The following is a 24,138-nucleotide window of genomic DNA, read 5'->3' on the forward strand; positions in this document are numbered from 1 at the left end:
GTCCAATCCACGTTCGATGCGAATGCTTGATCGAGGTCATGCCTGTGTTAGGGCTGGGTTCCGTCGAGAGGACAGACATGGCCGGTACAGTGCGAAAATACCCCTTGCTGCGGCGTTCGCGCGCCATGTGGGGCTCTCGCCGGGTGTGGCAGCCGCGGCTGGTGTTCTGGGCCGGCGCAATCTGCATCGGCATGATCAGCGTTATGTTCGCGGTGCTGGCCGACAAAGCGCAGGCGTTGTTCCACGCCATGATCGGCGATGACGGCGGCTGGCGCTTCTATCTGCCTTTGGCGATCACGCCGCTCGGCTTCGTGCTGTGCGCCTGGCTGGCGCAAGCCTTCTTCCCGGGCTCGCAAGGCAGCGGCATTCCGCAGGCGATCGCCGCGCGGCATCTGCGCGACGACGACGACCGCGGCCATATCCTGTCGCTGAAGCTGGTGGCGGGCAAGATCGCGCTCACCCTGGTCGGCCTGTTCTGCGGCGCTTCGATCGGCCGCGAGGGACCGACCGTGCAGGTCGGCGCGTCGTTGATGCTACAGGCGGCACGCTGGGGCGGCATGGCGCAGGCGCGCGGCCTGATCCTGGCCGGCTCGGCCGCCGGCATCGCGGCCGCCTTCAACACGCCGCTCGCCGGCATCGTCTTCGCCATCGAGGAAATGGGCCGCACCTACGAAGCGCGGACCAACGGGCTGGTGCTGACGGCGGTGATCCTGGCCGGCATCGCCTCGCTCGGCCTGCTTGGCAACTACACCTATTTCGGCGTCTCGAAGGAGACGATCTCGTTTGCCGCCGAGTGGCCGCTTGTCATTGCCTGCGGGATCATCGGCGGCGGCTTCGGCGCGCTGTTCTCGCTCCTGGCGCTGAAGGCAACGCGCCGGATCCGGCGCTGGAACACGGGGCAGCCCTTGCGGCGCGCCTTGCTGGTCGCCGCCATCTGCGGGCTCGGCGTCGCGGCGATCGGCATCGCCTCGGGCGGCTTGACCTTCGGCACCGGCTACGCCCAGGCGCGCGGCGCCGTTGAAGGCACGCCGCTGCCCTGGTTCTTCTTCGCCGAGAAGTTCCTTGCCGGGCTGCTGTCGATGGTCTCTGGCATTCCGGGCGGTATCTTTGCGCCTTCGCTTTCGGTCGGCGCCGGCATCGGCAGCTCGCTCGGCCTCGTCTTCGGCGCCAGCACGGGTGCGGCCGCGTTGCTCGGCATGGCCGGCTATTTCGCCGGCGTCGTGCAGGCGCCGATGACGGCCTTCGTCATCATCCTGGAGATGACCGGCAATCACGACAATGTCATCGCGCTGATGCTGGCCTCGATGCTGGGCTACGGCACGGCGCGCATGATCTCGCGCGAGCCGCTCTATCATGCGCTGTCGCGCGTCTTCATCGCGGAAGCCATCCGCCGGCGCAGGGCGGAGGCGGCGCCGGAACAAGGCCCGGCCTGAAAAGCAAAAGGCCGGACTCAGCGGTCCGGCCCTCTGTTCAAGCGAAGCTTCGACTATTTGCAGTTGGCGATCGAGGACAGCGCCGCCGAGATGCCTTTCAGCGAGAACACATAGGAGGTGGTGTTGCCGCGGCCGGACTTGGCCTGCACCTTCATGTCGGTGCCGGATTTCATGGCGGCGATCAGCACCGGCTCCTCGGCGGCGTTCTCGACCCAGGCCGACTTGCCGCGCGTGAACATCGAAAACGTCTTCTTATCGATGGTGACGGTGGCCTTGGAGTTTTCCTGGAAGGTGTAGCCGGCGATGAATTGCGGCTCGTAGGACACCTGCTGGCCGGGCCGCTGGCTGACGAAGAAGAACATGTCGCCATGGTCGAGCGTCGGCGGCTGCTTGTCGGTCGGCACGGTGAGGACATAGCAGACCTTGCCGCCCGATGCCTGGTAGCTGTAGGTGCCCCAGGCATTGTGCTGGCCGATCTTGGTCGCCTGCTGCGCCATCGCCGGCGCTGCGAAGGCCACCAGGACCAGGCTCGAAACTGTAGCAATCAATCCGCGCATCGTTTTTCCCGTATTCCAAATGGTGCGGAGGCAGGCCGCGTGGCGTCCTGCCGTCGCTTCATTTTGATTTAATCTGGGTTACCAAACGGTGAATACCTCTGAGAAAAGGACGCTCACCCCAGGAAACCGCCGCCGTCTTCGCGCCGCCGCCTTTCAAGCGGCTGGCGCGATGTCCCTTCGGCGACTTGGAGGGCATGAAAGCGGCAAGAGTTTGACTTTTCCACAAGCCCTCTGAACGCTGGTGTCCAGAGCGCGCGAAGGCGGTGCCAGGGCTCAACCCCTGTCTGATATGGCATCCTTGGCGGCCTGCCGGTGCGCCGGCGTGATATGGGCGCTGACGGCGGTGATCGCTGCGGTGAGCACGGCGATATCATCGGTGAAGCCGAGGCCGAGGACGAAGTCGGGGACCATATCCACCGGCAGGACGAAATAGCCGAGTGCCGCCACCAGGATGCCTTTCGCGCGCAGCGGCGTGTTCTTGTCCATGGCGCAGTAATAGGCCGCGACGACATCTTCCATGAACGGGATCTGCCGCGCGGCCTTCTTGGCCGTGCGCCAGAATTTCTCGCGCACCTCGCCCTCGCCGCCCAGCCGGTCGCCAAAGCCGAAGAAATCAAAACCGGATTTTTGCGCCATCAATTTCTCCTTGCGGGCTCAAGCGCTTGCCTGCGCATGGCCGCGGGGCAAAATGTGGTGAAACCCGACGCTTGCTGCAAGAGCTTGGCGGATCGCTAGGCTGAAAATCGGAATCAGTCTTGACCGCGTCGAGCCGAAGTTTAGGGACGTTGTACCGCGTCGCCCACCACCTAGCCGACAAAGCGGTTCATCTTCTTCGCCAACTCGATGTCAAGCGCCGTGACGCCGCCGGCATCGTGGGTGTTCAGCGTCACGTCGACGGTTTTGTAGACATTGGACCAGTCGGGATGGTGGTCCATCTTCTCGGCAGCAAGCGCGACGCGGGTCATGAAGGCGAAGGCTTCGGAGAAATTCCTGAAGGTGAACGTCCGGTTGATGGAAGCGCCATCCGCAGCCAGCGACCAGCCTTCGAGGCCTGTCAGCGCCGCGATGATGGCTTCCTTGCCAAGTTTCTCTCTCGTCATGTCCGGTTCCTGTGCTATTTCGAAGATGACCTTCACCATAGCGCGGATCGATGAGCACGAAGCCCATAAAATCCATTCTGTTCGTTTGCCTGGGCAACATCTGCCGCTCGCCGCTGGCGGAAGGCGTGCTTCGTTCCGTGCTGACGGAACGTGGACTGGGCCGGGACATAGTGCTCGATTCGGCCGCAACCAGCGACTGGGAGGCGGGCTCCGCCCCTGATCGGCGTTCGATCGCCATCGCGTCGCGCCACGGCATCGACATATCGGAACTGCGGGCACGCAAGATCACGCCCGAGGATTTCTCGCGTTTCGACCTGATCTTCGGCATGGACAGCTCGAACGTCGCCGACCTGAAGAGGCTGGCGCCAGCCGCCGTGCGCGACCGCGTCCACCTCTTCCTGGAATTTGCACAGGGAAAGGGCCGCGACGTGCCGGATCCCTATCACCACGGCGAGGAAGCCTTCGCCGAGGTCTACCGCATGATCCGCGAAGCGTCGGAGGCGCTGGCGACCCGGCTTGCCGCGCGCGTATCGGCGCCGGACAGCGGCCAGGCTTCCTCCACGATGTAGGGGCCGCCGCCGACCGAATCGCGCGACGACATCAAGACGAACCGGCTGATGCGGAACGGCAAGGTCGAAAAATTGCCGCGCGCCGAAAGATACTGGGCGACGTCCAGCGGGCTCGAATTGCGCAGGCGCGCCAGTGTGACATGCGGCATGAACTTGCGCGGATCGGCCGGAATGCCGAGCCGCTGGCAAATGCGCTCGATTTCAGCCTGAAGCGCCGCGAGGTCCGGCGAGGCAGAGACCCCGGCCCACACGGCATGCGGTTTCTTCTGGCCGAAAGCGCCAACGCCCGACAGCGTCAGCGGGAAGGAGGGACGGTGGACGCGGTCGAGCGCGTTTGCGATCTCGTCGGCGACATGGCCTTCGACATCGCCGATGAAGCGCAGCGTCAGATGGTAGTTCTCGACGTCGATCCAGCGGGCCCCGGGCAGGCCGCCCCTGAGCAGGGACAGCGAAAGGGCGGCGTCACGCGGAATTTCGAGGGCGGTGAAAAGACGCGGCATGAAGAGCCTCCCTTCCTCGAATCGAACTGTGCCCCTAGCGAATCATCGATAATCAAGCGGGGCAAGAGATTTGTTGGTCACAGGTCTCGTCGAAAGATTTCCCCAACGGAAAGGTCTCCCCCGCTCACGATCCTCCAGGCACCGCCGCGATGGCCTTCTCGACCGCGGGCAATATACGCTCGACCATCTGGGCGACCCCCTTGGCGTTCGGATGCAAGCCATCCTCAAGCTGCAGGGCGGACCGGCCGGCTACGCCGTCGAGAAAGAACGGGTACAAGGTAACGCCGTATTTTGCGGCCAGTTCCGGAAAGATGGAGTCGAAGGCGTTCTGATAATCGGCGCCGAGATTGGGCGCTGCGCGCATGCCGGCCAGCAGCACGGCGATCTTGCGCTGTTTCAGCTTGGCCAGCATCGTATCCAGGTTCTTGCGGGTGATGTCGGGCGAAACGCCGCGCAGCATGTCGTTGGCGCCGAGTTCGAGGATGACAAGCTGCGTGCCGTCCGGCACCGACCAGTCGAGCCGCGCCAGCCCGCCGCTGGACGTATCGCCCGAAACGCCGGCATTGGCGACGATTACATCCCTGCCCCTGGCGCGCAGCGCCGCCTGCAGCCTGTCGGTAAAACCTTCTTCCGGTCCGAGCCCGAAGCCGGCCATCAGGCTGTCACCGAAACCGACGATCTTGAAGGGCTCGGCGCGTGCCGACGAAATGGCGCCGCAAATGACGAGGAAAACGATCAGGCCTGCGGCAATTCTGCGTTGGAAAGACATGCGGCAGGTCCCATATGACAGAGAATTCTTCCGGCAACGGCCCGGCGGGCGGAGCCTTCATCTCCATATAGGACGCTTTCATTTTGACAGAAGCCGTCATCGAGCTGAAAGACGTATCGCTGACATTGGGCGAAGGCGCCTCGTCCGTCCATGTGCTGAAGGGCGTCAGCCTCGATGTGGCGCGCGGCGAGGCGACCGGCATCGTCGGACCGTCGGGGTCGGGCAAGTCGACGCTGCTCATGGTCCTCGCCGGTCTGGAAAGGGTCGATTCGGGCACGGTACGAATTGCCGGCGAGCTGCTCAACGACAAGAGCGAGGATCAGATCGCATCGTTCCGTGGGCGAAACGTCGGCATCGTCTTCCAGTCCTTCCATCTCATTCCCAATATGACGGCGCTCGAAAATGTCGCCGTGCCGCTGGAGCTGGCCGGCCATGCCGATCCGTTCTCGGTGGCGGAACGCGAGCTGGCGGCCGTCGGTCTGAGCGACCGCGTCACGCACTATCCCGGCGAACTTTCGGGCGGCGAGCAGCAGCGCGTCGCGATCGCCCGGGCGCTTGCGCCATCGCCGCGCATCCTCATCGCCGACGAGCCGACCGGCAATCTCGACCATGCGACCGGCAAGCAGGTCGCCGACCTGCTGTTCGCCAAGGCGGCCGAGCGCGGCATGACGCTGGTGCTGGTCACGCATGATCCGGCGCTCGCGGCGCGCTGTTCGCGCCAGGTCTCTATGCGCTCCGGCAGGATCGAGGCGCCCGCGCCGACCAAGGCCATCGCCTGATGTCGCCGGCGCGGACGTTAAAACTCGCCGTCCGCTTCTCCTTGCGCGAGATGCGCGGCGGCCTGGCCGGCTTTCTGATCTTTCTTGCCTGCATCGCGCTCGGCGTCGCGGCGATCGGCGGCGTGAATTCCGTCGCGCGCTCGATCAGTGCCGGCGTTGCCAACCAGGGCCAGACGCTGCTTGGCGGCGATCTGCGCTTCCAGCTTAACCAGCGCGACGCAAGCGACGCCGAACGCGGCTCCCTCGATGGGCTGGGCACCGTGTCGAGAACCGCCAGCATGCGCTCGATGGCGCGGCTTGCCGACGGCTCCGATCAGGCGCTGGTCGAGGCCAAGGCCGTCGACGAGGCCTATCCGCTTTACGGTGCGCTGGAAACCGAGCCGGCGTTAACGAAGCAGGAACTGTTCGGCGAACAGTTCGGTGTTTTCGGCGCGGCCGCGCCCGACCTGCTGTTCGAACGGCTGCATGTGAAGCTCGGTGATCGACTGAAGCTCGGAACCGCCACCTTCGAACTGCGCGCCAGGCTGGTCACCGAGCCCGATGCCGTGTCCGAAGGCTTCGGTTTCGCGCCGCGCCTGATGATCTCGACGGAGGGCCTGGCCGCCACAGGGCTGGTCCAGCCGGGCAGCCTGGTCGAGAATTCCTACAAGGTCCGGTTGGCCGCCGACGCCGACGAGGCGCGGCTCAAGGCCATCCAGGAGGAGGCCGCCAAGGATTTCCCGGAGGCCGGCTGGTCGATCCGCACGCGCAGCAATGCGGCCCCGGCGCTCTCTTCCAACATCGAACGCTTTTCGCAATTCCTGACCTTGGTCGGGCTGACGGCGCTGGTGGTCGGCGGTGTCGGCGTGGCCAACGCGGTGCGCGCCTATCTCGACGGCAAGCGCGGCGTCATCGCCACCTTCAAGAGCCTGGGCGCATCCGGCGGCTTCGTCTTTGCCGTTTACCTCGTGCAGATCCTGATGATCGCGGCCCTCGGCATCGCCGCCGGTCTGGTGCTCGGCGCGCTGATGCCCTTCGCCGCCAGCGCCGCACTTCAGTCGGTCGTTCCGGTGCCGGCGCAAGGCGGCTTTTATCCCGGCGCGCTCGGCATGGCGGCGCTGTTCGGGTTGCTGGTGACGCTGGCTTTCGCGCTGCTGCCGCTGGGCCGCGCCCGCGACGTGCCGGCGACCGCGCTGTTTCGCGAGATGGGGCTGGAAGGCCGCGGTTTTCCACGCGCTATCTATGTCGTTTGGGCGCTCGGCATCGCAGTGCTGCTTGCAGCGCTCGCCATCCTGTTTTCGGGCGACCAGCGCATCGCTTCGATCTTCGTCGGGGCCACCATCTTCGCCTTCCTGGTGCTGCGCCTGGTCGGCGCGCTGGTGCAATGGTCGGCAAGGAAGAGCCCGCGCGTGCGCTTCGTGGCGCTCAGGCTCGCCGTCGGCAACATCCATCGGCCAGGCGCGCTGACGCCGTCGGTGGTGCTGTCGCTGGGGCTTGGGCTGACGCTGCTGGTGACGCTGGCGCTGATCGACGGCAATCTGCGGCGGCAGATCTCCGGCAGCCTGCCGGAGCGGGCGCCGAACTTCTTCTTCGTCGATATCCAGAGCAGCGATGTCGACGGCTTCTCCAGTCTGATCAGCAAGGAGGCCCCGCAGGGGACGCTGGCCAAGGTGCCGATGCTGCGCGGTCGGGTGATGGCGCTCAACGGCGTTGCCGTCGACAAGGTCAAGGTGCCGGCGGAGGGCGCCTGGGTGCTGCGCGGCGATCGCGGCCTGACTTATGAGGCCAAGCAGCCGGACAACGCGACGCTGACCGAGGGGAAATGGTGGCCGGCCGATTATACCGGCGAGCCGCTCGTCTCGTTTTCCGACAAGGAAGGCAAGGAAATCGGGCTGAAGCTCGGCGATACCGTCACCGTCAACGTGCTCGGCCGCAATGTCACGGCCAGGATCGCCAATTTCCGCCAGGTCGAATGGGAGACGATGGGCATCAACTTTGTCATGATCTTCTCGCCCAGTACATTTGCCGGCGCGCCGCATGGCTGGGTGGCGACGCTGACCGAAAAGAGCGCCACTCCGGCCGACGATGCCCGCATCCTCAATGCCGTCACTCGCGCCTTCCCGGCAGTCACCACGGTGCGCGTCAAGGACGCGCTCGACATCGTCAACCGGCTGGTGGGACAGCTCGGCGCGGCGATCAGGGCGGCGGCCGGCGTGGCACTGATCGCGTCGGTGCTGGTGCTGGCCGGCGCGCTCGCCGCCGGCAACCGGGCGCGCATCCACGACGCGGTGGTGCTGAAGACGCTGGGCGCGACGCGGCTGACGCTGATATCGGCCTTCTCGCTGGAATATATGCTGATCGGCCTCGCCACGGCGGTCTTCGCGCTCGCCGCCGGCAGTGCCGCCGCATGGTTCGTTGTCGCCCGCATCATGACATTGCCGTCGCATTTCATGCCGGAAGTGGCGGTGGCGACCATTCTCTTTGCGCTGGTCATCACCGTCGGCATCGGTCTCGCCGGCACCTGGCGGGTACTCGGCCACAAGGCATCGCCCGTGTTGCGCAACCTCTGAGTCCGCATCGGCTCCACCCCGCCGACGGCCGCCATTTGGTTAAATCGGCGTAATGTTTCGCGGCCAAAGGGCTGGAAAACCGCGCCATACGTGCCTCACGAAGCATTACACCCGGTTACGGTCTTGTTCTTGACGCGAATAACCATCATATTTCGCCGCAGGCATGCTGGAGTCCCGCCAGCGGCGCCTGGGTCCGGGTGGACCCGACACCGGACGGGGCAGAAGCAATAGAGGACCACAATGGCTGAACCCATTCGCAACTATCAGACGCGCGCCGTGCCCGGCGCAGCCGTCGACATCGATCAGGGCCTGCGCGCCTATATGATCAAGGTCTACAATTTGATGGGGCTTGGTCTCCTCATCACTGGTCTTGCCGCCGTCGGCACGATCATGCTGGCCACAACCACCGATCCGGCCTCGGCTGTCGCGACGCTGCCGAGCGGCGAGATGCTGACCTCGTTTGGCTACGCGATCTTCGGCTCGCCGCTGCGCTGGCTGGTGATGCTGGCCCCGCTGGCCGCCGTGCTGTTCCTGTCGTTCCGCGTCCAGTCGATGAGCGTGTCGGCGGCGCAGACGACGTTCTGGGTCTATGCGGGCCTGGTCGGCCTGTCGCTGTCGTCGATCTTCCTTGTCTACACCACCGCCAGCATCTCGCAGACCTTCTTCGCCACCGCCGCGGCCTTCGGCGCGCTGTCGCTGTTCGGCTACACGACCAAGCGCGACCTGACGGCGATGGGCTCGTTCCTGATCATGGGCGTGTTCGGCATCATCATCGCGATGGTGATCAACATCTTCCTGCAGTCGTCGGCGCTGTCCTTCGCCGTCTCGGCGATCGGCGTGCTGGTCTTCGCCGGCCTCACTGCCTACGACACGCAGAAGATCAAGGAGATGTATTTCGAGGGCGACGCTTCCGACGTCGCCGGCCGCAAGGCCATCATGGGCGCGCTGACGCTCTATCTCGACTTCATCAACCTGTTCATGTTCCTGCTCCAGTTCATGGGCGACCGCCGTTAAGGCCTGGTCCGCGTCATGGTCTGACTGGACCATCGGGTTTGGAAGGGGCGGCCCAACGGCCGCCCTTTTCTTTTGCGCCGACCTTTGCTGTTATTGCAGGCAGACAAAGAGGCCTGCATAAAGAATGAGCATTATCGTTATACGGGCCGCACGCGCGGCCGACCTCGACACTATTACGCAAATCTATGCCGACGCTGTGACCCGCGGCACGGCGAGCTACGAACTGGAGCCGCCGGGCCGCGCCGAAATGGGCACGCGATTCGACACGCTCCAGGCCGGCGGCTTCCCTTACCTTGTGGCGGAAAAGGCTGGCGCCGTGCTCGGCTATGCCTATGCCGGTCCCTTCCGGCCCCGCCCGGCCTACCGCTTCATCGTCGAGGATTCCGTCTATGTCGCGCCTGATGCCAAGGGCCAAGGTGTCGGCCTCAAGCTGATGCAAAGCCTGATCGCGGCGGCCGAGGCGGCGGGCTTTCGGCAGATCGTCGCGGTGATCGGCGACGGCCATCCCGACAGCGCTTCCGTCAAGCTGCACGAAAAGCTCGGCTTTCGTCATTCCGGCCGCCTCGAAGGCTCCGGCTACAAGCACGGACGCTGGCTGGACACGGTGTTCATGCAACTGGCCCTGAACGGCGGTGCATCGGTGCCGCCCGATCCGGACTCGTTGCCGGAACGAAAGTTCCGCGAGGCGTCAGAGAGAACTGAAGAACTGAAGAATTGAAGAATTGGCACTCAGCGTCTGACATGCCGGCCGTCTTCTTTGTTCTTCAGTTCCCCAATTCTTCAGTTCCTAGCTCAGGCCTCGACCAGCTTCAGCTTGCTGTCGAAGACGCCGAGCACACGGCCAAGCTCCTGCCCGCGCTTGAGGATGCGGCCGCCCGCGGCAATGACGGCGAAGGCGCCTTGCTTGCGTGCCAGCTTCGGGTCCTTGACGATCTGGAACAGCGGCACCTCGCTGGCCCGGCGGAACACCGAAAACACGGCCCTGTCGGTGAGATGATCGATAGCGTAGTCGCGCCATTCGTTGGCAGCGACCATGCGCCCGTAGAGTTTCAGGATCTGGTCCAGTTCGCGGCGCTCGAAGCGCACCGGCTGGTCGAGGCGCGCACGGCGTGCCTCGTGGAGCGGGATCAGTATTGCGGATGCGTCGCCATCCTCCGTCCCGCCGCCGTGATCGGTCATGCCTCGATCCTTCAAAAATGAACCTTTGCCAACCAAAGTTGGCGCTTTCGCTATCGAATTGCAAGTGCCGGCGAAGCGGTGCGGAGCCGCGCCATTTCCGTCGCGTCCAGTCACGTTTGCAAACGACATGTTGGAATTGGTGATGCTCCGCCACATTCTCGCCATTTTTTATCCGCGCTCATGCCCCAATGTCCGACGAATTTACCGGCGTTGCCTGAGACGGTTCGGTCCGGCACCGGCTCGTAAACCCCAAGCCCCCCGCCCACGGGTCTGCGTCGGATCGAACCAACCTCGGCTTTTCCTCGGAAGAGCCGGGTGCGACGATCCCAAAACCTAAATGACCGACGTCAGAAGCAAGCTGACGTCGGTTTTTTCATGCCTGGATGGCCGCGACGGCGGATTTCCCGCCCCATAGGCGGTTTCCAGTCCGCTCCCGGTGCGACCGACAGGATCGATGCGCGCTGAAATCTTGGCACGCCGCCGTCGCTTGCCAACGCCATCGCCACTTAATAAGGTGTTAAGTGAAACGGGAGCGGCAATGCCACGCATATCGGACTCCACGGCGAAAGAGGTGAATGGCACGGCCGCGGTCGAGGCCGGCGGCGTCGGTCCCCGCATCAAGGCGCTGCGCATGGCAAGGCGCGTCTCGCTGCGCCGACTGGCCGACATGACCGGCACGACGGCGAGCTTCATCAGCCAACTCGAGCGCAATCTCTGCGGCGCCAACACAGGCACGCTGCTCAAGATCGCCGCCGCTCTCGATCTCGGCATCAACGACCTGTTCGAAGACTCCGGCCGTCCGTTGCACAAGGTGCTGAGGCGCGCGGAACGGCCTGTCGTTCCCGTCGGCGTGCGAGGCCGCAAGATGCTTTTGTCGCGGCGGCCGATCCACCAGTTCGAGGTCTATGCGGGCCATTTCGAGGTCGGCGGCTCGACCGGCGAGGACGCCTATGTGCATGGCGGCGAGCATGAGATGTTCATGGTGCTCAAGGGAACCGTCGAACTGACGCTTGCCGAAGAGCGCCATCTGATGCGCGAGGGCGACAGCGTCGAATACGCGACCTCGGTGCCGCACCGCACGGTCAATGTCGGCGACACGCCGGCGGAGGTGCTCTGGATTATCGCGCCGCCGACCGCCGGCGCGCTCGAACTTGATCAGTACAGGCCCGGAAACCGCTCGCATCCGGGTGAATGAGAACAAATGCGAGTTCTGGAATGGGAGAGTTGACGATGAGAGTGAAATTTGCACATGCGGCGTGCCTGGGCGTGCTTCTGACGGCGACGGCCGCGCTCGCGCAATCGAAGCCGGTTGCCGGAGAGGTGGCCGAAGGCTCGCTGAAGGGCAAGACGCTGACCTTCGTGTCCTATGGCGGCATCTACCAGGACGGCCAGGCGGCGGCGCTCAAGGAGTTCGTCGACAAGTCGGGCGTCAAGCTGCTCAATGACGGCCCGACGGAGATCGCCAAGCTGCAGGCGCAGGTCGAGTCCGGCAATGTGACATGGGACGTTGTCGATACCGACGATCTGCCGCCCTATGTCTATTGCGGCAAACTGTTCCAGAAGCTGGATCTCTCCAAACTCGACGTCTCGAAAATTCCCGAGGGCCAGGTCGGCGAATGCTCGGTGCCGGCGATGAACTACGGCGTCGTGCTGATGTACAACACCGAAAAGTACAAGGACAATCCGCCCAAGAGCTGGGCCGACTTCTTCGACACGCAGAAATTCCCCGGCGTGCGCGGAATCGACGGCTCCGGCAGCCCGACCGGTGGCTTGTTGGAACAGGCCTTCAAGGTCGCCGGTGGCGACCCGAAGGCGATGACGGTGGCCGATATCGACAAGGCCATCGATGTGGTTCGCAAGCTCGGCCCCGATACCATCTTCTGGAAGACGGGTGCTGAATCGCAGCAACTCGCCGAATCCGGCGAGGCCGACATGCTGATGATGTGGACGGGCCGCGCCATGACCGCGGTCAAGAACGGCGCCAAATACGCACCAGCCTGGCAGGACTGGCTGGTGGTGATGGATCAGATGACGATCCCTGTCGGCGCCAAGGACACGGAGGCATCCTACGCGCTGCTCAACGCCTATCTTGGCAAGCACGCGCAGGAGGTGTTGACGGAGCAAACGTCTTACACGCCGATCAACAGTGAAGCGCAGCCCAAGGTCGACGCTTCCGTCTCCGCTTTCCTGACCAACACGCCCGAACGCCAGAAGCAGGGCTATAAGCAGAACTTCAAGTTCTGGGTCCCGAATTTCGCGGTGGCGCAGGAGAAGTGGTCCGCGCTGATGTCCGGCAACTGACCGGCTGAGGGAGACCAAAAGCCGTGAGCGCGTCCGAGCCAATCATTTCGGCCGAAAGGCGCCGGGCATGGCGGCCGTTCGCGCTCACGCTGCCGGCGCTGATCCTGCTCTTCGCGGTGATCGGCTATCCGCTGCTCACCATCGTCGTGCGCAGCCTGTCGGAGCCGCAGTGGGGCCTGCAGAACTATATCTGGTTCTTCGGCGCGCCCATCAACCTGGCCGTGCTCCAGCGGACCTTCCTCATTTCAGCGTGGGTCACGCTGGTCTGCGTGGTTTGCGCCTATCCCTATGCCTATCTGATGACCGCGGTCCGACCAGGCGTGCGCTTGGTGCTGCTGCTATGTGTGCTGATCCCGTTTTGGGTGAGCGGCGTGGTACGCACTTTGTCCTGGGTGATACTGCTGCAGGATTCGGGGGTCATCAACTCGATCCTGCGGGCGCTCGGGTTCGGTGGCATCAGGCTGATCCGCACCCAGACGGGCGTGGTCATCGGCATGGCGCAGGTGCTTTTGCCTTTCATGATCCTGCCGCTCTATTCGGTCATGAAAGGCATCGATCTCAGGCTGGTGCAAGCCGCGCGGAGCCTCGGGGCGAGACCGTCGCGCGCGTTCCTCACGGTGTATCTGCCGCTGTCGCTGCCTGGCGTCTATGCCGGCGCGATTATCGTCTTCATCCTGGCGCTCGGCTTCTACATCACGCCGGCCCTGCTCGGCGGACCGCGCTCGACGATGCTGTCCACGCTGGTGCAGACACAGGTGCTCAGCCTCCTGCAATGGGGCAGGGGCGGCGCCATGGGCGTGGTGCTGCTCGTCACGACCTTCGTGCTGCTGGCGCTTGCCGCGCCCATGATGCGGTCCAGCCATCGGCAAGCGGGGCGGCCCTGATGGAGATGAAGCCGCTCACCCGCGTCATGCTGGGCCTTGTCTGCCTGCTGGTAGCCATCTGGCTGGTGGCACCGACGCTTGTCGTGGTGCCAATGTCATTCAACGAGAACAAATCGCTGGCATTTCCACCCCAGGGCTTCTCCTGGCAATGGTACGAAAATTTCGTCATCAATCCGGATTGGTCGACCAGCTTTCTCAATTCGCTGAAGGTCGCATCGATCGTTGCGGTTCTGGCAACAGTGCTCGGCACCCTTGCCGCCTTCGGCATCGACCGCATGCAGGCGCGGCCGGCAAATCTCCTGCGCATGCTGATGCTGACGCCGATGGTGGTGCCGGGCGTGGTCCTGGCCATCGGCATCTACGCCGTCTATCTCGACACGCGGCTTGTCGGTACGCTGCTTGGCTTCGTGCTGGCCCACACCATCCTTGCGCTGCCTTTCGTGCTGATCGCCGTTTCGGCCAATCTCGAAGTGTTCGACAAGCGGCTGGAGGCAGCCGCGGCGAGCCTGGGCGCAGGCTCGCTCACCACGTTCCGCACGGTGACGCTGCCGCTGATTGCCCCCGGGGTATTGTCCGGCCTGCTGTTCGCTTTCGCTACCTCCTTCGACGAGATCGTCGTGTCGCTGTTCATCACCAATCCCTATCTCAAGACGTTGCCGGTGCAGATCTTCGCTTCCATCACGCGCGACGCCGATCCGACGGTCGCGGCCGTCGGCACGATCCTCTTATGCGCAACGACACTCCTGATCGGCGGCGGCATGCTGATTCTTGGCCGTGAGCGGAAGGGAGGCTTATGACTCGGAAGGCGGAAAATCGTGGTGCGGCGATCGACCTGGAGTCGGTAAGCAAGGCCTATGGTTCCTTCAAGGCGCTCGACGGCGTGTCGTTGCGAATCGAGCCGGGCGAATTCATGACGCTGCTCGGTCCGAGCGGCTCAGGCAAAACGACGACGCTGAACGTGATCGCCGGCTTTACCGACCTGACCAGCGGCAAGCTGCTGGTCGGGGGAAAGAGCGTGGTCGGCGTGCCGGCGCACAAGCGCAACATCGGCGTGGTCTTCCAGCATTATGCACTGTTCCCGCACATGACGGTCGGCCGCAATGTCGCCTATCCGCTGAAGCTGCGCGGCGTCACCGGGGCAGAACGCGAACGCCGCGTCCGCCACGCGCTCGACATGGTCAAGATGGCCGATTTCGGCCACCGCTTTCCGAGCGAGCTTTCGGGCGGCCAGCAGCAGCGCGTGGCACTGGCCCGCGCCATCGTCTTCGATCCGCCGCTGCTGCTGATGGACGAGCCGCTCGGCGCGCTGGACAAGAAACTGCGCGAATGGCTGCAGCTCGAGATCAAGCGCATCCACCGCGAACTCGGCACCACCTTCGTCTATGTGACGCACGACCAGGAGGAGGCGCTGGTGCTCTCCGACCGCATCGCCGTGTTCAACCGCGGCCGCATCGAGCAGATCGGCACCGGCCGCGAACTCTACGACGAGCCGGCGACGCTTTTCGTGGGCAAGTTCATCGGCGATTCCACCGTGCTGCGCGGCCCCGCCGTCACTTCCGGCAACGAGACGGCGATCGAGATATCAGGCCAGAGAGTGGCGACCGCCAAGCGTCTCGCCGATGGCGGCAAGCCGGTGATGCTGCTGCGTCCCGAAAAGCTGGCGCTTGCGCGTCGCGGTGCCGGCGGGGATGGCCGCAACCGGCTCGCAGGGCGTATCGGCGAGGCCATCTATCTCGGCTCCGGCTCCAAATACGAGGTGGAGCTCGCCGACGGCTCGAAAGCCATCGTGCGATCGACGCTCGAGGCGGATACTTTTGCCATTGGAGACGAGGTCTACGTGCTCTTCGCCGGCGGCGACGTGAAGCTGCTTGCCGATGACGACAAGGCCGATCTTACCCTTACCTGAAAATCCGAAAGCGAGATCGCAATGCAAGCCCAGCGCAATGGCGACGTGTCGTTCTGGTATGCCGACATAGGCGGCCCGCCGGCCAGCCGCCCACCCTTGCCCGGCGACATCGAGGCCGATGTCTGCATCGTCGGCGCCGGCTATACCGGACTGTGGACGGCCTACTATCTCAAGAAAGCGGAGCCCGCGCTGCGCATCGCCATCGTCGAAAAGGAGTTCGCCGGCTTCGGTGCCTCGGGCCGCAATGGCGGATGGCTGTCCGGCGGCTTCAGCTGGTCGCGCGAGAAATATGCAAAAACCTCGTCGCGCGGCGCTGTGATCGACATGCAGCGCGCCATGTCCGGCACGGTCGACGAGGTGATCGCGATCGCCGCCGCCGAAGGGATCGACGCCGATATCCGCCGCGTCGACAACATCACCGTAGCCACCAACGCCGCGCAGCTTGAGCGCGCCAAAGCCGAGTACGAAGAGGCCCGGCACTGGGAAATGCCGCCGGAACGGCTGGCCTTCCTCGGGGCGCAGGAAGCGCGCGAGCGCATCGCCATCGACAATGTACTGGGCGCCTTCGTCGTGCGCGACGTCGCGCGCGTGCAGCCGGCCAAGCTCGTGCAGGGTCTGGCGGCGGCGGTCGTTCGGCTCGGTGTTCCGATCTACGAGCAGACGCAGGTGCTGGCGCTCGAGAAGGGCAAGGTCACAACCGATCGCGGCATCGTGCGGGCGCAAAAGATCGTGCGCGCCACCGAGGGCTTCACCGCCGGCATTGCCGGTTACGAGCGTCTCTGGCTGCCGCTGAACAGCGCCATCGTGGTGACCGAGAAGCTGCCGCAGAAGCTCTGGGATGAAATCGGCTGGAGCGGCTACGAGGTGCTGGGCGATGCAGCGCATACCTATTGCTATGCGCAGCGCACGCGGGAAGGCCGGATCGCCATGGGCGGCCGCGGCGTGCCCTACCGCTTCGGGTCACGCACCGACACACGCGGCAAGACACAACAGGCGACCATCGATCAGCTGCACGAGATCCTGACCAGACTGCTGCCACAGACCAAAGGCGTGCGGCTCGACCATGCCTGGTGCGGCACGCTCGGCGTGCCGCGTGACTGGTGCACGACATGCGGCTTCGATCGCGAAAGCGGCATCGGCTGGGCCGGCGGCTATGTCGGGCTCGGCGTTTCCAGTTCGAACCTGTCCGGCCGCACCTTGCGCGACCTGGTGCTTGGACACGACACGGAACTGACCCGGTTGCCCTGGGTCAACCGCACGGTGAAGAAATGGGAGCCGGAGCCGCTGCGCTGGCTCGGCGTCCACGCCATGTACCAGCTCTACCGCATCGCCGACCGGCGCGAGGCGAACGGCCTAGGGCGGACGTCGCGCCTCGCCGCTTTCGCGGATCGCCTGACCGGCCATTGAGGCAGGTCACTCAAACGTGATTCCATTTGGTCGACAGGCATGAATGGAGACCGACAGCGCGTCGCATCATTTCCGTTCTCGGCGGCGCGCTTCAGAGCCTTCGATCGAACGGCGCCTCGGAACCGGGGCGGTGAATGAAGGCGGCGCCCAGGATGGGGCCCGGCAGGCCATCCTTGCCTACGGACTGCAAAAGCACGGCGCAGCCGCCCTTCTTGGAAATCTCACTCATCGGCAATTCGTAGCGCTGCGCCTTGCCGTGCCAGATGCCGGCGGTCTGGATGCCGGTCACCGCGTTCCAATAGGTCATCTTGCGGCCCGTGTTCTCGCCCTGGCCGATCGTGACCGTCTGCGGCGGTTCGAAATAAACGATGACGACATGGGCATCGCTGGGACCGGTCCCGCCATCGCCGGCATCGATCATGACACGGTCGCTGGTCCGGCTGACCTTGATGGCGACCCGCATGTCTTCGCCGATCCTTGCCATGCGAGCGAGCTGGCCATCGACCTCGCCGCGATTGGCGCCGTTGACATGAACCCGGCCGTTGATGACCGCTTGCGGCGTATAGACCGAGCGGTTGCCGAAGGCCCGCATATACTCATATTGCCGCTCGGTGTTTTCCTTGCTGCTCAGCGTGTCCCGCCAGCCGAGATAATCCCAATAGCCGACGTGATAGGAGAGCGCGACGAGATCTTGCCTGGCGGCAAGTTCGGAGAAGAAGGCGTCGGCAGGCGGACAGGAACTGCAGCCCTGGCTGGTGAACAGCTCGACCACGCCCAAGGGCCTGTCGCCCTGGAGCTTGTCGGCCGGGAGCTTGCCGGACTCGCCGGCGTGCCCGGCACCGGCAAACGCCGAGAAGGCCAGCGCGAACGCTGCCAGCCACAATGATCTACGCGAGGCCATGACCATTCCAATTCCCGCCGGTGATGCCGGCTTTGTTTTGATTGGCCGAAATATGTGGCAGAACCGGAAGTCAACGGGAAGTCACGTTGCGGTGAAATTTTGCCATTGCAAGCCTGGGTAGGGCGGCAATAGGAGAAGCCACTGCATTTCAACCGGCGGTTCGATTCGGGAGCGGGATCATCATCATGTGGCAAAGTTTCCTGGCTCCGGTCGATCTCTATTGCGAGCGAACGGGTCCTGAACTTTGGGCAGAGCCGGCGAATGCTTTGACCAACCTGGCTTTCATTGCCGCAGGACTATGGGGCGTCCGCGAAGTGCGGCGATGCAGGACCGGCATTTTCGCCGAGGTCCTGGCTTGGTGGGTCGTAGCGATCGGCGTCGGCTCGACGATCTTTCACATCTTCGCCACCAAGGGAACGGTCTGGGCCGACGTGGTGCCGATCGCCGGCTTCACGCTGGCCTACACGTTGTTCAACCTGCGGCGCTTCCTGCGCCTGGAATGGGGCAAGGCAATCGCGGTCTTCGTCAGCTTCTATGTCGTTGCCGGGCTTGTCACATTCGCGGTGCCGGACTGGCTCCGCCAGGCGTCGAACGGCACCACAGGCTACCTGCCGCCGTTCCTGGCGCTCGCCTTCTTCGGTGTCTGGGTGGCAGCGAGCGGCAATCGCGCCGGCTGGTATAATCTGGCCGGATCGGCGATCTTCGTGCTGTCGGTCATCTGCCGCATGGTCGATCCGCTGGTCTGCACCAGCTTCCCGCTCGGCACACACTTCCTCTGGCACCTGCTCAACGGGCTGATGCTGGGCGTGCTGCTGGCCGCCGCGGCGCGCTACGGCGCGCCACAGCGAGGCAGTAGGGCAGTAGGGCAGTAGGGCAGTAGGGCAGTAGGGCAGTAGGGCAGTAGGTGCCTTCCTTCCCTACTCCCTTACTGCCTTATTCCCTTACTTATGCTGCCAAATCGCGCAGCACGTACTGCAAAATGCCGCCGTTCTTGAAGTAGTCGAGTTCGTCAAGCGTATCGATGCGGCAGATGATCGGCACGTTCTTCACCGTGCCGTCGCCATAGGTGATCCTGGCTGCCATCTTCTGGCGCGGCTTGATGGCGTCCAGGCCGTCGATCTCGACCAGCTCATCCCCTTTCAGGTTGAGCGAAGCCCATGAGGTGCCCTCCTCGAAGACGAAGGGGATCACTCCCATGCCGACCAGGTTGGAGCGGTGGATGCGCTCGAAGGACTGGGCGATGACCGCGCGGACGCCAAGCAGATTCGTTCCCTTGGCCGCCCAGTCGCGCGACGAGCCGTTGCCGTATTCGACGCCGGCGAAGATGACCAGCGGCACGCCTTCCTTCTTGTATTGCATCGCCGCGTCGTAGATCGATTCCTCTTCCTTCGAGGGATAGTGGATGGTGTAGCCGCCTTCCCTGCCGTTCTCGCCCAGCATGTGGTTGCGGATGCGGATGTTGGCGAAGGTGCCGCGCATCATCACCTCATGGTTACCGCGCCGCGTGCCGTACTGGTTGAAGTCGGCAACGCCGACGCCATGCTCGGTGAGGTATTTGCCGGCCGGCGAGGCGGCCTTGATCGAGCCCGCCGGCGAGATGTGGTCGGTGGTGATCTTATCGCCGAACAGGCCCAGCACGCGGGCGCCCTTGATGTCGCCGATCTTGCCGAAGCCGGTGGTCATGCCGGCGAAATAGGGCGGGTTCTGCACATAGGTGGAATTGTCGTCCCAGGCATAGGTCTGGCCTTCCGGCGCCTTGACGTTCTGCCAGTTCTCATCGCCCTTGAAGACGTCGGCGTATTTGCGGGCGAACAGCTCGCGCGTCACGTTCTTCTCGATGAACTCCTGGATCTCCGCCGAGCTCGGCCAGATGTCCTTGAGGTAGACCGGCTTGCCGTTCCTGTCCTCGCCGAGCGGCTCGGTGGTCAGGTCCTTCGTCACCGTGCCGGCAAGCGCGTGTGCCACGACCAGCGGCGGCGAGGCGAGATAGTTGGCCTGCACGTCCGGCGAGACGCGGCCTTCGAAGTTGCGGTTGCCGGAAAGCACCGCGGCGGCAATCAAGCCCTTATCGTTGATGGTCTTCGAGATCGGCGCCGGCAGCGGGCCGGAATTGCCGATGCAGGTGGTGCAGCCGAAGCCGACCAGGTTGAAGCCGATCTGGTCGAGCTCCTTCTGCAGGCCGGATTTCTCGAGATATTCGGCGACCACCTGGCTGCCCGGCGCCAGCGAGGTCTTTACCCAGGGCTTCTGCTTGAGGCCGAGGCGATTGGCGTTGCGGGCGAGCAGGCCGGCCCCGATCAGCACGCTGGGGTTCGAGGTGTTGGTGCAGGAGGTGATGGCGGCGATGACGACGTCGCCATGTCCGAGATCATGGCCGGCGCCTTCGACGGCATAGCGCTTCGAGATTTCCGCCGCCTTCTTGTATTCGGTGTCCATCGCCTTGACGAAGCCGGCCGGGATGCCTTCCAGCGCGACGCGGCCCTCGGGGCGCTTGGGGCCGGCCATCGACGGCACGACATCGCCGAGATCGAGCTCCAGCAAATCGGTGAAGACCGGGTCGGCGGAGCCTGCGTCACGCCACATGCCTTGCGCCTTGGAATAGGCCTCGACCAGCGCGATGCGGCTTTCCTCGCGGCCCGACATGGTCAGGTAACGGATGGTCTCCGAATCGACCGGGAAGAAGCCGCAGGTGGCGCCATATTCAGGCGCCATATTGCCGATGGTGGCGCGGTCGGCCAACGTCATGTTGGAGAGACCGGGGCCGAAGAATTCGACGAACTTGCCGACGACGCCCTTCTTGCGCAGCATCTGGGTAACGGTGAGCACGAGGTCGGTGGCGGTGACGCCCTCCTTCAGCTTGCCGGTGAGGCGGAAGCCGATGACCTCGGGCAAAAGCATGGAGACGGGCTGGCCGAGCATCGCCGCCTCGGCCTCAATGCCGCCGACGCCCCAGCCGAGAACGCCCAGGCCGTTGATCATGGTGGTGTGCGAATCGGTACCGACGCAGGTGTCGGGATAGGCGGTCGTTTCGCCGTCCTCGGTGTTGGTCCACACCACCTGGCCGAGATATTCGAGGTTGACCTGGTGACAGATGCCGGTGCCGGGCGGCACGACGCGGAAATTGCGGAACGCCTGCTGGCCCCATTTCAGGAACTTGTAGCGTTCTTCGTTGCGCTCATATTCGAGTTCGACATTGCGGGCGAACGCCATCGGCGAGCCGAACTCGTCGACAATGACGGAATGGTCGATGACGAGGTCAACCGGCACCAGCGGGTTGATCTTTTGCGGGTCGCCGCCGAGCGAGGCCATGGCGTCGCGCATCGCCGCAAGGTCGACCACCGCCGGAACCCCGGTGAAATCCTGCATCAGGACACGGGCAGGGCGATAGGCAATCTCGACGCCGGCCGTCCCCTTGTCGGTCAGCCAGCCGGCGACCGCCTTGATCGAGTCCTTGGTGACGGAGCGGCCGTCCTCGTTGCGCAGAAGGTTCTCCAGCAGAACCTTCATCGAATAAGGCAATTGGGCGATGCCGGTGAGGCCGTTCTTCTCGGCCTCGACGAGATCGAAATAGGCATATTCGGCGTCGCCCGCTTTCAGCGTGCGGCGGCAATTGAAACTGTCGAGGGATTTTGACACGTGCGATCCGTCCTTGTCTGTTCAGCCTGAAAGGGAACGGACGCCGATGGCATGCAATCACGCGCAAAGGTGCGGGTACGGCCATTTCCGCTGTCCGCTCCCAAGCAACCCGAGCCGTTCAAGGCGGCGCGTGCGCTGGTTCGGCGCTAGTTCTGTTCCCGCGCCGACCGCTGGCACGGATGCACCGCATATAGAGAATTTTCTGGAATAGTTCTAGACAGTTAAAAAGCAAATTTGTGCGATGCGGCAGGGGCCGAGGCGGATTGTTTCAGGGCGGGCGAGGGATGCGGCTTATCGCCGAAAATCTAGGCGGCGAACGCGGCGGCGAGGCGGTGTTTTCGGGCATTGGCTTCGACCTTGATCAAGGCCAGGCGCTTGTGGTCACCGGGCCGAACGGATCAGGCAAATCGACCTTGCTCAGGATCGTGGCCGGACTGCTGCCGAAGGCTGAAGGCAATTTGCTGATCGAGGGCGGCGGGGATGAATTTCCGTCGATCGCTTCGGCCTGCCATTATCTCGGCCATCAGAACGCGATGAAAACGGCGCTCAGCGTGACGGAAAACCTGCGCTTCTGGCGCGACTTCAACGGCGATGGATCCGTCGGTATCGCGGAGGCGCTGGAGACGGTCGGACTGGGCGGCATCGGCCATCTGCCGTTCGGCTATCTCTCGACCGGACAAAGACGACGCGCGGCGATTGCGAAACTGCTGGTCAGCCACCGGCCCTTGTGGTTGCTGGACGAGCCGACGGCGGGGCTGGACAGAGCGTCCGAGGAGCGGTTTGCCGGGCTGATGGCGAGGCATTGCGGGGATGGCGGGATTATTATCGCGGCGACGCATTTGCCGCTGGGATTGGATGGGGCGGCGGAATTGAGGATGGGGGAGCCCGGTTGATGTTGGTGCTCTACGGCGCCCCCCTCTGTCCTGCCGGACATCTCCCCCTCAAGGGGGGAGATCGGCTGTCATCCCTGCTTTCGCCAATTACAACAGTTGAAAGATTGGCGCGACACCGAAGCTGCCAATCTCTCCCCTTGAGGGGGAGATGGCCGGCAGGCCAGAGGGGGGTGTTCAAGCGCGGGCATCTCCAATCATGCTAGCCCTCCTCCTCCGCGATATCCGCCTCTCGATTCGGGCCGGCGGCGGGGCGCTGACGGGCGTGATCTTCTTCCTCGCCGTGATCGCCACCATCCCCTTCGGCGTCGGGCCGGACCTGAAACTGCTTGCCCGCATCGGCCCGGCGATCCTGTGGATCGGGGCGCTGCTCTCTTGTCTGCTCGGCCTCGACCGGCTGTTCCAGGCCGACCGCGAGGACGGCTCGCTCGATCTCTTGGTGCTCGGCAACGACCGCCATATGCTGGCGCTGACCGTGCTCACCAAATGCCTGGCGCATTGGGCGGGCAGCGTGCTGCCGTTGGTGATCGCCGCGCCGCTGCTCGGCCTGTTCATGAATATGGAGCCGGCGGCAATAGGCGCCACGGCGCTTACGCTGCTGGTCGGCACGCCGGCGATCACTTTCATCGGCGCCGTGGGTGCGGCGGTGGCGGTGGCGCTGCCACGCGGCGGGCTCCTGATCTCGGTGCTGGTGCTGCCGCTGACCATCCCGGTGCTGATCTTCGGGGTTTCGGCGAGTTACGGCGCGACGGCCAATCCCGATCCGTTCCTGCAACCTTTCCTCATTCTTGCCGCGCTGACGTTGTTTCTTGCCGTGCTCGGACCGCTGGCGGCGGCGCTGGCGCTGCGCCATGGCACGGATTGAGGCAGCCACGACCGGCAGGGGCTGCGGCGCGGCGGCCAATTGCGCGGTCACCGGCGTGGGGCTAAGGGGAAGGCATGATCGAGCGCGGCAGAAGGATCGACCTGGCGGGCGGCATGCCGACGAGGCAGCCGGCATGAGCCCGCATGCGCTCTACGTCACCGCCGCCTATGCTGTCACAGCGATTGCGCTGGCCGGGCTGATCGGCTGGATCCTGCTCGATCAGCGGGCCCGCAAGCGCGAACTGGCCGAACTCGAGGCGGCGGGCGTGCGCCGACGCTCCGACAAGGGCGGGGAGCGCAAGTCATGAGCACGGATATGCCAACGCCGGCGCCGCCCCGGCGCCGCCTGTTCGTACTGTTGCCGCTGCTGGTCTTCCTCGGGCTGGCGGGGCTGTTCCTGGCGCAACTCCTGTCGGGGCGCGACACTTCGGAGGTGCCGTCGGCGCTGATCGGCCTGCCGGCGCCGTTGACCAACCTGCCGCCGCTGGACGGCACGAACCTGCCGGGGCTCGATTCGAAATCCTTCGCCGGCAAGGTGACGCTGGTCAACGTCTTCGCCTCATGGTGCGCGCCTTGCCGCGAAGAGCACCCGGTGCTTTTGGGGCTGGCGCAGGACAGGCGCTTCACCATGGCGGCGCTGAACTACAAGGACCGGCCGGAAAATGCCCGCCGGTTCCTCGGTGATCTCGGCAATCCGTTCCAGGCGATCGGCGTCGACGAGGCCGGCCGCACGGCGATCGACTGGGGCGTCTATGGCGTGCCGGAAACCTTCGTCATCGGGAGGGACGGGAAAATAGCCTACAAGCATGTCGGCCCGCTGACGGCCGAGACGGCCCGGACGCTGCTGTTGCCGCAGATCGAGAAGGCGCTGGCCGCGCCAAACTGAGGTGACCGGCCGTC

The 24,138-nt window shown here is 64.5% G+C and carries 26 protein-coding genes; 17 read left to right on the forward strand and 9 right to left on the reverse strand.

From position 1 onward, the window contains the following. Positions 1 to 77: 77 nt before the first annotated feature. Positions 78 to 1,433: a chloride channel protein gene (locus tag FJ964_RS12080; RefSeq protein WP_140550607.1), complete on the forward strand. Its 1,356-nt coding sequence runs from the start codon at positions 78 to 80 to the stop codon at positions 1,431 to 1,433. A 53-nt stretch (positions 1,434 to 1,486) separates the two neighbouring features. Here FJ964_RS12080 and FJ964_RS12085 read toward each other — a convergent pair whose 3' ends face one another. The 3 genes from FJ964_RS12085 to FJ964_RS12095 all read right to left on the reverse strand — a co-directional run bounded on the left by FJ964_RS12085 (position 1,487) and on the right by FJ964_RS12095 (position 3,090). After that, positions 1,487 to 1,990: an invasion associated locus B family protein gene (locus FJ964_RS12085; RefSeq protein ID WP_140492199.1), complete on the reverse strand. Its 504-nt coding sequence runs from the start codon at positions 1,988 to 1,990 to the stop codon at positions 1,487 to 1,489. Between the two features lie 273 nt (positions 1,991 to 2,263). Further along, complete coding sequence (locus FJ964_RS12090; protein ID WP_140550608.1) at positions 2,264 to 2,626, reverse strand: YkvA family protein; 363 nt, start codon at positions 2,624 to 2,626, stop codon at positions 2,264 to 2,266. 170 nt (positions 2,627 to 2,796) lie between these two features. Beyond that, positions 2,797 to 3,090 (reverse strand): 4a-hydroxytetrahydrobiopterin dehydratase, encoded by a 294-nt coding sequence (locus FJ964_RS12095; RefSeq protein WP_140550609.1) that lies wholly within the window; start codon positions 3,088 to 3,090, stop codon positions 2,797 to 2,799. Positions 3,091 to 3,140: 50 nt separating this feature from the next. Here FJ964_RS12095 and FJ964_RS12100 point away from each other — a divergent pair, with 50 nt between their 5' ends. Beyond that, complete coding sequence (locus FJ964_RS12100; RefSeq protein ID WP_140550610.1) at positions 3,141 to 3,659, forward strand: low molecular weight protein-tyrosine-phosphatase; 519 nt, start codon at positions 3,141 to 3,143, stop codon at positions 3,657 to 3,659. On the opposite strand, the gene thpR is transcribed toward FJ964_RS12100, so the two are convergent. Together thpR and FJ964_RS12110 are read right to left on the reverse strand one after the other, a co-directional pair. After that, positions 3,563 to 4,159: an RNA 2',3'-cyclic phosphodiesterase gene (gene thpR, locus FJ964_RS12105; RefSeq protein WP_140550611.1), complete on the reverse strand. Its 597-nt coding sequence runs from the start codon at positions 4,157 to 4,159 to the stop codon at positions 3,563 to 3,565. The genes FJ964_RS12100 and thpR overlap by 97 nt on opposite strands. Positions 4,160 to 4,283: 124 nt before the next feature. After that, the gene (locus FJ964_RS12110) at positions 4,284 to 4,928 is read right to left on the reverse strand and encodes an arylesterase (RefSeq protein WP_140550612.1); all 645 of its coding nucleotides are present in this window, start codon (positions 4,926 to 4,928) and stop codon (positions 4,284 to 4,286) included. Between the two features lie 83 nt (positions 4,929 to 5,011). Between FJ964_RS12110 and FJ964_RS12115 the strand changes: the two genes are divergently transcribed. The 4 genes from FJ964_RS12115 to FJ964_RS12130 all read left to right on the forward strand — a co-directional run bounded on the left by FJ964_RS12115 (position 5,012) and on the right by FJ964_RS12130 (position 9,988). Next, positions 5,012 to 5,707, forward strand: a complete 696-nt coding sequence (locus FJ964_RS12115) for an ABC transporter ATP-binding protein (RefSeq protein WP_140550613.1) — start codon at positions 5,012 to 5,014, stop codon at positions 5,705 to 5,707. Continuing rightward, positions 5,707 to 8,256 (forward strand): ABC transporter permease, encoded by a 2,550-nt coding sequence (locus FJ964_RS12120; RefSeq protein ID WP_140550614.1) that lies wholly within the window; start codon positions 5,707 to 5,709, stop codon positions 8,254 to 8,256. The genes FJ964_RS12115 and FJ964_RS12120 overlap by 1 nt, the downstream gene beginning before the upstream one ends. Before the next feature lie 240 nt (positions 8,257 to 8,496). Beyond that, a complete protein-coding gene (locus tag FJ964_RS12125) occupies positions 8,497 to 9,270 on the forward strand; it encodes a Bax inhibitor-1/YccA family protein (protein WP_140492223.1) in 774 nt (257 codons plus the stop codon). Between the two features lie 124 nt (positions 9,271 to 9,394). Continuing rightward, entirely contained in the window at positions 9,395 to 9,988 is a 594-nt protein-coding gene (locus tag FJ964_RS12130) for a GNAT family N-acetyltransferase (RefSeq protein ID WP_140550615.1), read from the forward strand. Between the two features lie 74 nt (positions 9,989 to 10,062). Here the strand turns inward: FJ964_RS12130 and FJ964_RS12135 are convergent, their stop codons facing one another. Together FJ964_RS12135 and FJ964_RS12140 are read right to left on the reverse strand one after the other, a co-directional pair. Next, entirely contained in the window at positions 10,063 to 10,449 is a 387-nt protein-coding gene (locus tag FJ964_RS12135; protein ID WP_140514020.1) for a DUF2794 domain-containing protein, read from the reverse strand. 333 nt (positions 10,450 to 10,782) lie between these two features. After that, positions 10,783 to 10,998, reverse strand: a complete 216-nt coding sequence (locus FJ964_RS12140) for a hypothetical protein (protein WP_140550616.1) — start codon at positions 10,996 to 10,998, stop codon at positions 10,783 to 10,785. Between FJ964_RS12140 and FJ964_RS12145 the strand changes: the two genes are divergently transcribed. From FJ964_RS12145 to FJ964_RS12170, 6 genes are read left to right on the forward strand one after another with little or no spacing between them, the layout of a single operon-like run. Then, positions 10,988 to 11,644, forward strand: a complete 657-nt coding sequence (locus FJ964_RS12145; protein ID WP_140550617.1) for an XRE family transcriptional regulator — start codon at positions 10,988 to 10,990, stop codon at positions 11,642 to 11,644. The two genes, FJ964_RS12140 and FJ964_RS12145, sit on opposite strands and share 11 nt — an antisense overlap. 35 nt (positions 11,645 to 11,679) lie before the next feature. Beyond that, positions 11,680 to 12,750: a PotD/PotF family extracellular solute-binding protein gene (locus FJ964_RS12150; RefSeq protein WP_181172446.1), complete on the forward strand. Its 1,071-nt coding sequence runs from the start codon at positions 11,680 to 11,682 to the stop codon at positions 12,748 to 12,750. A 23-nt stretch (positions 12,751 to 12,773) separates the two neighbouring features. Then, positions 12,774 to 13,634: an ABC transporter permease gene (locus FJ964_RS12155; RefSeq protein WP_140550619.1), complete on the forward strand. Its 861-nt coding sequence runs from the start codon at positions 12,774 to 12,776 to the stop codon at positions 13,632 to 13,634. After that, positions 13,634 to 14,431: an ABC transporter permease gene (locus FJ964_RS12160; protein WP_140550620.1), complete on the forward strand. Its 798-nt coding sequence runs from the start codon at positions 13,634 to 13,636 to the stop codon at positions 14,429 to 14,431. Before FJ964_RS12155 ends, FJ964_RS12160 begins: the two co-directional genes overlap by 1 nt. After that, positions 14,428 to 15,540 carry an ABC transporter ATP-binding protein gene (locus FJ964_RS12165; RefSeq protein WP_140550621.1) on the forward strand — a complete coding sequence of 371 codons (1,113 nt, stop codon included), beginning with the start codon at positions 14,428 to 14,430 and terminating at the stop codon, positions 15,538 to 15,540. Before FJ964_RS12160 ends, FJ964_RS12165 begins: the two co-directional genes overlap by 4 nt. Before the next feature lie 21 nt (positions 15,541 to 15,561). After that, entirely contained in the window at positions 15,562 to 16,947 is a 1,386-nt protein-coding gene (locus FJ964_RS12170) for an FAD-binding oxidoreductase (protein ID WP_140550622.1), read from the forward strand. Positions 16,948 to 17,038: 91 nt separating this feature from the next. On the opposite strand, the gene FJ964_RS12175 is transcribed toward FJ964_RS12170, so the two are convergent. Further along, on the reverse strand, positions 17,039 to 17,854 hold the full coding sequence (locus FJ964_RS12175; protein WP_140550623.1) for a thioredoxin family protein: 816 nt from the start codon (positions 17,852 to 17,854) through the stop codon (positions 17,039 to 17,041). A gap of 179 nt (positions 17,855 to 18,033) precedes the next feature. Here FJ964_RS12175 and FJ964_RS12180 point away from each other — a divergent pair, with 179 nt between their 5' ends. Further along, positions 18,034 to 18,720, forward strand: coding sequence for a ceramidase domain-containing protein (locus tag FJ964_RS12180; protein ID WP_140550624.1), 687 nt, complete (start codon positions 18,034 to 18,036; stop codon positions 18,718 to 18,720). 73 nt (positions 18,721 to 18,793) lie between these two features. On the opposite strand, the gene acnA is transcribed toward FJ964_RS12180, so the two are convergent. Continuing rightward, positions 18,794 to 21,484 carry an aconitate hydratase AcnA gene (gene acnA, locus FJ964_RS12185; protein ID WP_140550625.1) on the reverse strand — a complete coding sequence of 897 codons (2,691 nt, stop codon included), beginning with the start codon at positions 21,482 to 21,484 and terminating at the stop codon, positions 18,794 to 18,796. Between the two features lie 284 nt (positions 21,485 to 21,768). On the opposite strand from acnA, the gene ccmA reads away from it, so the two are divergent. The 4 genes from ccmA (at position 21,769) to FJ964_RS12210 (ending at position 24,124) form a co-directional block, all read left to right on the forward strand. Continuing rightward, the gene (gene ccmA, locus FJ964_RS12190) at positions 21,769 to 22,377 is read left to right on the forward strand and encodes a heme ABC exporter ATP-binding protein CcmA (RefSeq protein ID WP_140550626.1); all 609 of its coding nucleotides are present in this window, start codon (positions 21,769 to 21,771) and stop codon (positions 22,375 to 22,377) included. 196 nt (positions 22,378 to 22,573) lie between these two features. After that, positions 22,574 to 23,239, forward strand: coding sequence for a heme exporter protein CcmB (ccmB, locus tag FJ964_RS12200; RefSeq protein WP_140550940.1), 666 nt, complete (start codon positions 22,574 to 22,576; stop codon positions 23,237 to 23,239). 133 nt (positions 23,240 to 23,372) lie between these two features. After that, the gene (gene ccmD, locus FJ964_RS12205) at positions 23,373 to 23,546 is read left to right on the forward strand and encodes a heme exporter protein CcmD (protein WP_140550941.1); all 174 of its coding nucleotides are present in this window, start codon (positions 23,373 to 23,375) and stop codon (positions 23,544 to 23,546) included. Then, positions 23,543 to 24,124 carry a DsbE family thiol:disulfide interchange protein gene (locus FJ964_RS12210; RefSeq protein WP_140550627.1) on the forward strand — a complete coding sequence of 194 codons (582 nt, stop codon included), beginning with the start codon at positions 23,543 to 23,545 and terminating at the stop codon, positions 24,122 to 24,124. The genes ccmD and FJ964_RS12210 overlap by 4 nt, the downstream gene beginning before the upstream one ends. Positions 24,125 to 24,138 lie beyond the last annotated feature (14 nt).

It is taken from the genome of Mesorhizobium sp. B2-3-2, from assembly GCF_006442295.1.
Lineage (GTDB): Bacteria > Pseudomonadota > Alphaproteobacteria > Rhizobiales > Rhizobiaceae > Mesorhizobium.

Excerpts from the sequence above, each read along its gene's own strand:
- FJ964_RS12080 (WP_140550607.1), top strand. The coding sequence starts at position 78 with ATGGCCGGTACAGTGCGAAAATACCCCTTGCTGCGGCGTTCGCGCGCC.
- FJ964_RS12085 (WP_140492199.1), bottom strand. The coding sequence starts at position 1,990 with ATGCGCGGATTGATTGCTACAGTTTCGAGCCTGGTCCTGGTGGCCTTC.
- FJ964_RS12090 (WP_140550608.1), bottom strand. The coding sequence starts at position 2,626 with ATGGCGCAAAAATCCGGTTTTGATTTCTTCGGCTTTGGCGACCGGCTG.
- FJ964_RS12095 (WP_140550609.1), bottom strand. The coding sequence starts at position 3,090 with ATGACGAGAGAGAAACTTGGCAAGGAAGCCATCATCGCGGCGCTGACA.
- FJ964_RS12100 (WP_140550610.1), top strand. The coding sequence starts at position 3,141 with ATGAGCACGAAGCCCATAAAATCCATTCTGTTCGTTTGCCTGGGCAAC.
- thpR (WP_140550611.1), bottom strand. The coding sequence starts at position 4,159 with ATGCCGCGTCTTTTCACCGCCCTCGAAATTCCGCGTGACGCCGCCCTT.
- FJ964_RS12110 (WP_140550612.1), bottom strand. The coding sequence starts at position 4,928 with ATGTCTTTCCAACGCAGAATTGCCGCAGGCCTGATCGTTTTCCTCGTC.
- FJ964_RS12120 (WP_140550614.1), top strand. The coding sequence starts at position 5,707 with ATGTCGCCGGCGCGGACGTTAAAACTCGCCGTCCGCTTCTCCTTGCGC.
- FJ964_RS12125 (WP_140492223.1), top strand. The coding sequence starts at position 8,497 with ATGGCTGAACCCATTCGCAACTATCAGACGCGCGCCGTGCCCGGCGCA.
- FJ964_RS12130 (WP_140550615.1), top strand. The coding sequence starts at position 9,395 with ATGAGCATTATCGTTATACGGGCCGCACGCGCGGCCGACCTCGACACT.
- FJ964_RS12135 (WP_140514020.1), bottom strand. The coding sequence starts at position 10,449 with ATGACCGATCACGGCGGCGGGACGGAGGATGGCGACGCATCCGCAATA.
- FJ964_RS12145 (WP_140550617.1), top strand. The coding sequence starts at position 10,988 with ATGCCACGCATATCGGACTCCACGGCGAAAGAGGTGAATGGCACGGCC.
- FJ964_RS12140 (WP_140550616.1), bottom strand. The coding sequence starts at position 10,998 with ATGCGTGGCATTGCCGCTCCCGTTTCACTTAACACCTTATTAAGTGGC.
- FJ964_RS12150 (WP_181172446.1), top strand. The coding sequence starts at position 11,680 with ATGAGAGTGAAATTTGCACATGCGGCGTGCCTGGGCGTGCTTCTGACG.
- FJ964_RS12160 (WP_140550620.1), top strand. The coding sequence starts at position 13,634 with ATGGAGATGAAGCCGCTCACCCGCGTCATGCTGGGCCTTGTCTGCCTG.
- FJ964_RS12165 (WP_140550621.1), top strand. The coding sequence starts at position 14,428 with ATGACTCGGAAGGCGGAAAATCGTGGTGCGGCGATCGACCTGGAGTCG.
- FJ964_RS12170 (WP_140550622.1), top strand. The coding sequence starts at position 15,562 with ATGCAAGCCCAGCGCAATGGCGACGTGTCGTTCTGGTATGCCGACATA.
- FJ964_RS12175 (WP_140550623.1), bottom strand. The coding sequence starts at position 17,854 with ATGGTCATGGCCTCGCGTAGATCATTGTGGCTGGCAGCGTTCGCGCTG.
- FJ964_RS12180 (WP_140550624.1), top strand. The coding sequence starts at position 18,034 with ATGTGGCAAAGTTTCCTGGCTCCGGTCGATCTCTATTGCGAGCGAACG.
- ccmA (WP_140550626.1), top strand. The coding sequence starts at position 21,769 with ATGCGGCTTATCGCCGAAAATCTAGGCGGCGAACGCGGCGGCGAGGCG.
- ccmB (WP_140550940.1), top strand. The coding sequence starts at position 22,574 with ATGCTAGCCCTCCTCCTCCGCGATATCCGCCTCTCGATTCGGGCCGGC.
- ccmD (WP_140550941.1), top strand. The coding sequence starts at position 23,373 with ATGAGCCCGCATGCGCTCTACGTCACCGCCGCCTATGCTGTCACAGCG.
- FJ964_RS12210 (WP_140550627.1), top strand. The coding sequence starts at position 23,543 with ATGAGCACGGATATGCCAACGCCGGCGCCGCCCCGGCGCCGCCTGTTC.